General features: G+C 29.3%; 8 protein-coding genes. 7 read left to right on the top strand and 1 reads right to left on the bottom strand.

Annotation, left to right across the window (positions count from 1 at the left end; all coding sequences use genetic code 11):
• Positions 1–301: 301 nt before the first annotated feature.
• Entirely contained in the window at positions 302–499 is a 198-nt protein-coding gene (locus tag CRIB_RS12545) for a hypothetical protein (RefSeq protein ID WP_077705978.1), read from the bottom strand.
• A gap of 387 nt (positions 500–886) precedes the next feature.
• On the opposite strand from CRIB_RS12545, the gene CRIB_RS12540 reads away from it, so the two are divergent.
• From CRIB_RS12540 to CRIB_RS12510, 7 genes are all read left to right on the top strand, one after another.
• A complete protein-coding gene (locus tag CRIB_RS12540) occupies positions 887–1,501 on the top strand; it encodes a recombinase family protein (protein ID WP_180703733.1) in 615 nt (204 codons plus the stop codon).
• A 992-nt stretch (positions 1,502–2,493) separates the two neighbouring features.
• Positions 2,494–2,724, top strand: a complete 231-nt coding sequence (locus CRIB_RS12535) for a hypothetical protein (RefSeq protein ID WP_180703732.1) — start codon at positions 2,494–2,496, stop codon at positions 2,722–2,724.
• A complete protein-coding gene (locus CRIB_RS12530) occupies positions 2,717–3,040 on the top strand; it encodes a hypothetical protein (RefSeq protein ID WP_077705982.1) in 324 nt (107 codons plus the stop codon). Before CRIB_RS12535 ends, CRIB_RS12530 begins: the two co-directional genes overlap by 8 nt.
• A gap of 28 nt (positions 3,041–3,068) precedes the next feature.
• Positions 3,069–3,404 carry a helix-turn-helix domain-containing protein gene (locus tag CRIB_RS12525; protein ID WP_159440105.1) on the top strand — a complete coding sequence of 112 codons (336 nt, stop codon included), beginning with the start codon at positions 3,069–3,071 and terminating at the stop codon, positions 3,402–3,404.
• Between the two features lie 40 nt (positions 3,405–3,444).
• Entirely contained in the window at positions 3,445–4,017 is a 573-nt protein-coding gene (locus CRIB_RS12520; protein WP_180703736.1) for a hypothetical protein, read from the top strand.
• A 51-nt stretch (positions 4,018–4,068) separates the two neighbouring features.
• Positions 4,069–5,145, top strand: coding sequence for a hypothetical protein (locus tag CRIB_RS12515; protein ID WP_180703735.1), 1,077 nt, complete (start codon positions 4,069–4,071; stop codon positions 5,143–5,145).
• Positions 5,146–5,361: 216 nt separating this feature from the next.
• Entirely contained in the window at positions 5,362–6,255 is an 894-nt protein-coding gene (locus CRIB_RS12510) for a hypothetical protein (RefSeq protein ID WP_180703734.1), read from the top strand.
• Positions 6,256–6,415: the final 160 nt, after the last annotated feature.

The raw sequence follows: 6,415 nt of genomic DNA, 5'->3' as shown, positions 1-6,415 counted from the left end.
TTAGCTACATTGTAATCTCATTTTAGCTACATTGTAATCTCATTTTAGCTACAGATAATATATAGATAATACAAATATATAGATAATCTTTAGTATATAGATAAGATTAAATAATATAGATAAGAACAGAGCTAAAGCTCTGCTTAGTAATTACAAACTTAATTAATTAATTTAATATAAAAATTACAAAGATTAATAATAAATAGAATAACCTCCCACACTTAGTAGGAGGCTAATAAAAGAATAAAATATAATGCAACAAATAAGGGGGGGTCTATTTAAGGCTTATAATAATGGGGCATTATTTTGTAGATTTATTAGTAGCCTCTCTAATCAGTTTAATTAACTGAGGGTTTTTATCTATGGCTCTTATGTACTCCTCAAATAGAGCAGATATATTTGTATCATTCTTTAATGCTATAAACTTAGCAGTCTTTTTTGTTTTCTCCTCTATAGATAACTGTAATTTAACTTTATTATTAGGGGTCTTAGTATTCATTTAATCCCATCCTCCTCTAATCCTATATTTTTATGTATATGTAATTCTATGAGTATACCTATATATCCTTTAATGTTTTTGAGAGGCTTAGAGTGGCTCTGAGAAGGTTATAATATAGCTAAAATACAGAAAAAGGCTATAATGGATACACTCTGATACATAAGGGGGAGGTCTAATGTAATTAATGTTTAAAGTGTCCATTCTATCAATTGATTTTGTGTACACTAAATCAAAACATAAATGCAGACCCTAAAAGATAGTAAAATAGCCATTCTTATTATAGATAAAGTGTTCAAAGTAAATTTAATGTTTTTGTGGACACATTTAAAAATTTATGTTAGAATAAGATATAAGTTAAATGAGATATACATATAGGAGGATAGAATTATGGCAGTATATGGATATTGTAGATGTTCTACAGATGATACTAAGCAGTCTGTAGATAGACAAATAAAGGATGTAATGGAATTAGGAGCAGAGCCTAAATTAATATATACAGAGTATGAGAGTGGGACTAAGAGAGATAGAATAGAGTTAAATAGGATGTTAGAGGCTATCTCTGAGGGAGATACTCTTATTGTTACAGAGTTGAGTAGAATAAGTAGAAGTATGAGAGATTTATTAAGTATATTAGACATCCTAAAGGATAAAAAGGTTAAAGTCATATTAGGAGCATTTACATTAGATTTTACTAAGGGAGATGTAGACCCTATGGTTATGGGAATGGTTAATATGATGGGAGTATTCTCTGAGATGGAGAGAGAGATTACTGTTAGTAGGATAAAGAGTGGATTAGCTACTGCTAAAGCTAAAGGTAAGGTATTAGGGAGAGCAAAGACTACATTAGATAGCATACCTCCATTATTTAAGAAAAACTATGTTAGATATAAGAATGGAGAACTTAATGTTACAGAGTTAGGTAGAATGTCAGAGATTAAGAGCAGAACTACAGTATACAAATATATAAAGATGTTAGAGGAGAATAAAGGAGATGCAGAATAGAGCAGCTCTCTTTTTTTGTGTCTGTAAAGGGGTATAGAAAAAAAGTGTCTAAAAAGTGTCCATAAATAGTCCTATAATGTAGATTTTTTAATGCCCTCCCCTATGTCTGTAATACAGTAGTATTATGGACATTTTTTATATCCCCCCTATATCTCCTTTTTAAAGTCCCCCATATTTTAAGGGAGCAATACATTAAGTGGGATATAAGCTATCCTCTCAGAGCCTCCTATGGGTCTATATACATATATGTATGTAATGATAACAATATATAATTATTTGTTTATATGATTATGTAATAGTAATTAGTGTTCCATATGTAACTACTAAAGTAACAGATATTATATAGATATATATGTATTACTGTTACTTACATTCTACATTCTAAAACAATAATCTATGTAACCATTGATATATCAAAGGATGTAATACATTAGTAGCATCATCTGAGGCTCTTAGAATGGCTTTAAATGGCTCAAATTTTTATAAATTTTTATAATAATTAAGATTTATGTTATATGACATAGATTTATATGTTTATCTAAATTCTAAAGTCTTTAAATGGCAGACCCTACCCTATGGGGTGATGGGGTGGGTGATGCTCTGAGATAAGGCTACAGACTGTATTTTTATAATTTTTTGATACCCTTCTATTTTTTTTAAAATCTTAGTTTAAAAATATCTCCTATGTAGCCTATATAGATATAAAGAGTTAAGTCATAAAAATATTTTATTTTAATAGTTGCTTTTTTGTTAATTTAATACTTATGTAAGAGGATTGGTGATGTTATTCCTTCTAAAGCATCATCCCATTACTATTATTTTTTTTAATGTTGTAAGTTAGTTAGAGTAATTTATTTTTTCCATTCTAATTTTAGAGTGTTCAAATAAATCTCCAAAGTAAAGAGGTATAAATTTTATATCTCTTTTTTTTATCAATGGTAAAACATTCTATTTTAAATTAACAATATTTACTAATAAAGGAGGAGGAGCAAATGGGAGATATACAATACAAAAAGGCTAAATTAAAAGTAGCCATTATAGAGAATGACTTAAAAACTACTTTAGACATAGCTAAAGAGTTGGGATTATCAATGAGATATATATGTAACTTAGCAGAGGTTAATGTAGGTAATGTATGCAGCTACTTAGGAGGTAGATTACCTATGAGAGATGAGAATAAGACTAAGATATACAATGTCATTAAGGAGGTTTTAAATGTCTAAGAAACTTAATTTAAGCTATCTATCAGATACAGATAAGATGATGGTAGACTGTGGCTTTATTACTATGATTTTAACATCTACTTTAATGGATGCTACTGTAGGTAATAGATTAAAGCTAACAAAGGATCAGTTACAGTTATTAGCCTCTGATATATCAATGGCTAAGTCATTAGGACTATGGGAGGCTCACATAGAGGAGCATACTGTAAAGAAGTGTTATAAAAGGTATGAGAGATTAGAACATATAAAAAAGCTATCTCCCACAGATAGGGAGAGATACTATCAAAGGGTATCAGAGGAGTTATTTACAATATAGGAAGTATATAACATAAGGAGGTATGTATATGAATGAGAAAAAAGCTAAGGCTTTAGAGTTACTAATCAAAGGTAACAGTATTACATCTATAGCAGAGGAGATAGGAGTAGGTAGATGCACTATCTATAGATGGATTAATAATGATGAGGAGTTTAGAGAGGCTAAGAAGAAGTCTGAGGATATAATCTTAGATAATCTTTATGTTGTGGCTCTTACAGAGTTAGAGGAGTTATTATACAATGGCTCAAACTATGAGAAAATACAATGTGCTACTCAAATATTAAAATATAAAAAAGCTAATGATGTTAATGTTAAAGTTGAGAAGGCTAAGACTGTAGATGAGATATTAGCAGAGTTAATGTAAATAAAAAATATAAATATAAATTAATGTGGAGGTTTTAGATATGGCTAAATTACAATATGAGGTATTAAATAAAGGAATAGAGATGGAGGAGCAATTATATACTCAATTAGATAGTTATGATGATAAAGTAGTTGGAGCAGTAGATAAGCAAATAGCAGATTTAAAGGCAGAGTTAGAGCATTTAACTGTTACTGCTAATAAGATTACATTAGATACAGATATGGATGAGTATATGGCTAACCAACAAAGACTAAAGGAGCTTCCTAATCTGATAGTAGATGCAGAGAGGGAGAGATTAAAGCTAATAAATAATAAGCAGTCATACAAAGAGGATATATGTAAAGGTATCTATAGAGAAGTAGGCTCTGAATATGTAGCAGAGTTTAGCTCTAATATGGAGGCTCTAATGAAGGAGTATGACAAAGCATTATCTACAATGATAGCAATAGATAAGCAGATGAGAGAGTTAGAGGCTGATTATAAGAATGGATTATACAGTGTTATGCATACTAAGGGTGTGTATATGACTATAGATAGAGCATCTAAGATGTATAGACTACACTCAGATCATAACTTAAATGATAAATCAATAGACCTACAATATGCAAAATAGCATAGTGGGTCTTTTTTAATGTAAATAATTACTTTGGAGGTTTATTTGAATATGGCTAAATTATCAGTAAATATAGGGGATAGAAATAAATTAAAGGCATTAGGATTAGATGATATAACATTAGAGAGTATAGAGAGAGCCTTAGAGCAGAGAGGCTCTATAGATATACCTATAGATGTATTAGTTATATTAAGGGATATGAGATGCCCTAATAACAAATATGGAGCATATAGCAGTAAAAAGATGTTATTAGAATGGAGTGGAATAAACTCAGAGCATAAGGATGATATAAATAACATAATAGGCTACTATGAGAGGTCTAAAGGCTTATTATATATGGATATATTTAATGGCTTAGATACAAAGACTTTTGAGGCTTATGTAGAGGCTCTGAATGGGGTTATAAAGGATGATATAGATATGTTAGTAGATAAGATAGTATCTAAATGTAACATATGTAAATCATTAGCTAAGGACTTTTTAAATGTGTATATGGCTCTTAGGACTTACAATGGATTTATAATGGAGTATCTAATAACTCAGATGCTCCTAATATCAGATAGATATGATGTATTAGAGCAGTTAAATATTAATGATGGAGTTATTAGTAGTAGAGCATTAGATAAAGATTATGGGATAGATATATTAGCAATTCCTTTAGATGTTACAGATGTTAATATACCTTTGCAACTAAAGGCTCAGACTAATTTTAGAGTTAGGAGAGATAAGCTACAAAAGACATTTGATAATCATAAAGATTTTAAGAGGTTATATGACAATATAATAGACAAAGAAGCTAAGGGTAATGTTTATTATTTACATTATGATATGTCCTCTCTAAGAGTGGCTCTAATCCAAAATAGAGAGTTTACCTATGCCCTACCTATGAGTAGGGAGTTGGAGCATACTATAATAGCTAATCCTATATTTAAGTATGTAGAGGTATGGGATATAATGGAGATATTAGATAGATTAGTAGAGGATATATGCTATAATATATTAGATGATGTAGAAACTGCAGATACAGAGGACTATGTAGCAGATAATGTCCCTAAGATGGCATTTAAAGAGCCTAACATAGATTTTATTAGGTTTTATAGAAATATAGATATTAGTAAAATATTCTAAAATAGATATGTACACAAAAACTATTATATGCTATAATGAACACATAGCATATCAAAAAAGACACTAATTGGCAGTTAGTGTCCTCATTTAATAGAGTTGAGCAATTCCTTCCCTCAACATCTACATATTTACAGATAAGTAGATTATATCACATCTGAGGAAATGTATCAACTCTATAAATAAACATTAGATAAATTTATGGAGGAGATTTTTTTTATGACTAATAATAACAATTTAGATATATTTGGACTACCTATGGATGATATAGATACAGAGAGAGAAAAAGAGATAATAAGAGCAGAGGCTAAAGCACAAAAAGAGGCTAATTTAGATTTAGATAGACAATGGAAAGAGGAGAATACTCCTAAAAAGGGAATAGTTACAAAAGAGGTTTGGGATGTTCCAATTCCAACTCATAAAGATATAATGATGTCTGATTTAGATTATCAGTTCTTAGGAGCAGTATTATTAAATTCAAATTATGGAGGTAAAGCAAATAATATGTATGGAGAGAGATTTATCTATAAAAATAAATTATGGGCTTTAGATGATGAGGAGAATGTTCCTAAGATAGCTAAAGAGCTTAAAATATCAGAGAGTACATTTAAGAGAAGGATAAAAACTTTATTAAATGTTAAATTAGGAATAGTAGAAATTTGTAATAATGAAGATGGAGAAATATTCTATAAAATCAAATATGCTACAGATTACAAATATTTTATAACTATAAAAAGTGATATGTTAGATGAGTTGGTAACATCTACTAATAGTAATATGATTAAATTATATGCTCTAATGCATTATAACCTTACAGAGAGTGTAATGGCTGAGGATGGTACATATAGCTATAAATATATAAGAAAACAAATGACTTATGATTATATGTTAGAGCAAATAGGATATGCTAAGAGCTTAAATAGAAATAAGGTTAAAACTATGCTGAATAGTTTGAGGAAATTAGGATTTATTAAAATGTATGAGATAGATACTCCAATTAGGAAAATAGACAAAGCAACTAATACAGAGAAAATATTAACTGTAAAAGGTTATGAGTATGAGCTTTGTACTTATGAGGAATGGTTAAAAATAGATAGAGCTACAAATAATTAGAGGTGGGAGCTAATGCTCCTATCTTTTTTTATGCCTATTTTTAATTAATGAGCTACTATATTAATGAAGGAAAAAATCAATATTTGTAACAGACCTCAGTAATTGCAATGGTTAGGTCAAATTAGCTACATTGTAATCTCATTTTAGCTACATTGTAATC

The sequence above is a fragment of the Romboutsia ilealis genome (assembly GCF_900015215.1).
GTDB classification, from domain to species: domain Bacteria; phylum Bacillota; class Clostridia; order Peptostreptococcales; family Peptostreptococcaceae; genus Romboutsia; species Romboutsia ilealis.
This window is presented reverse-complemented; position numbering and strand designations above follow the sequence as displayed.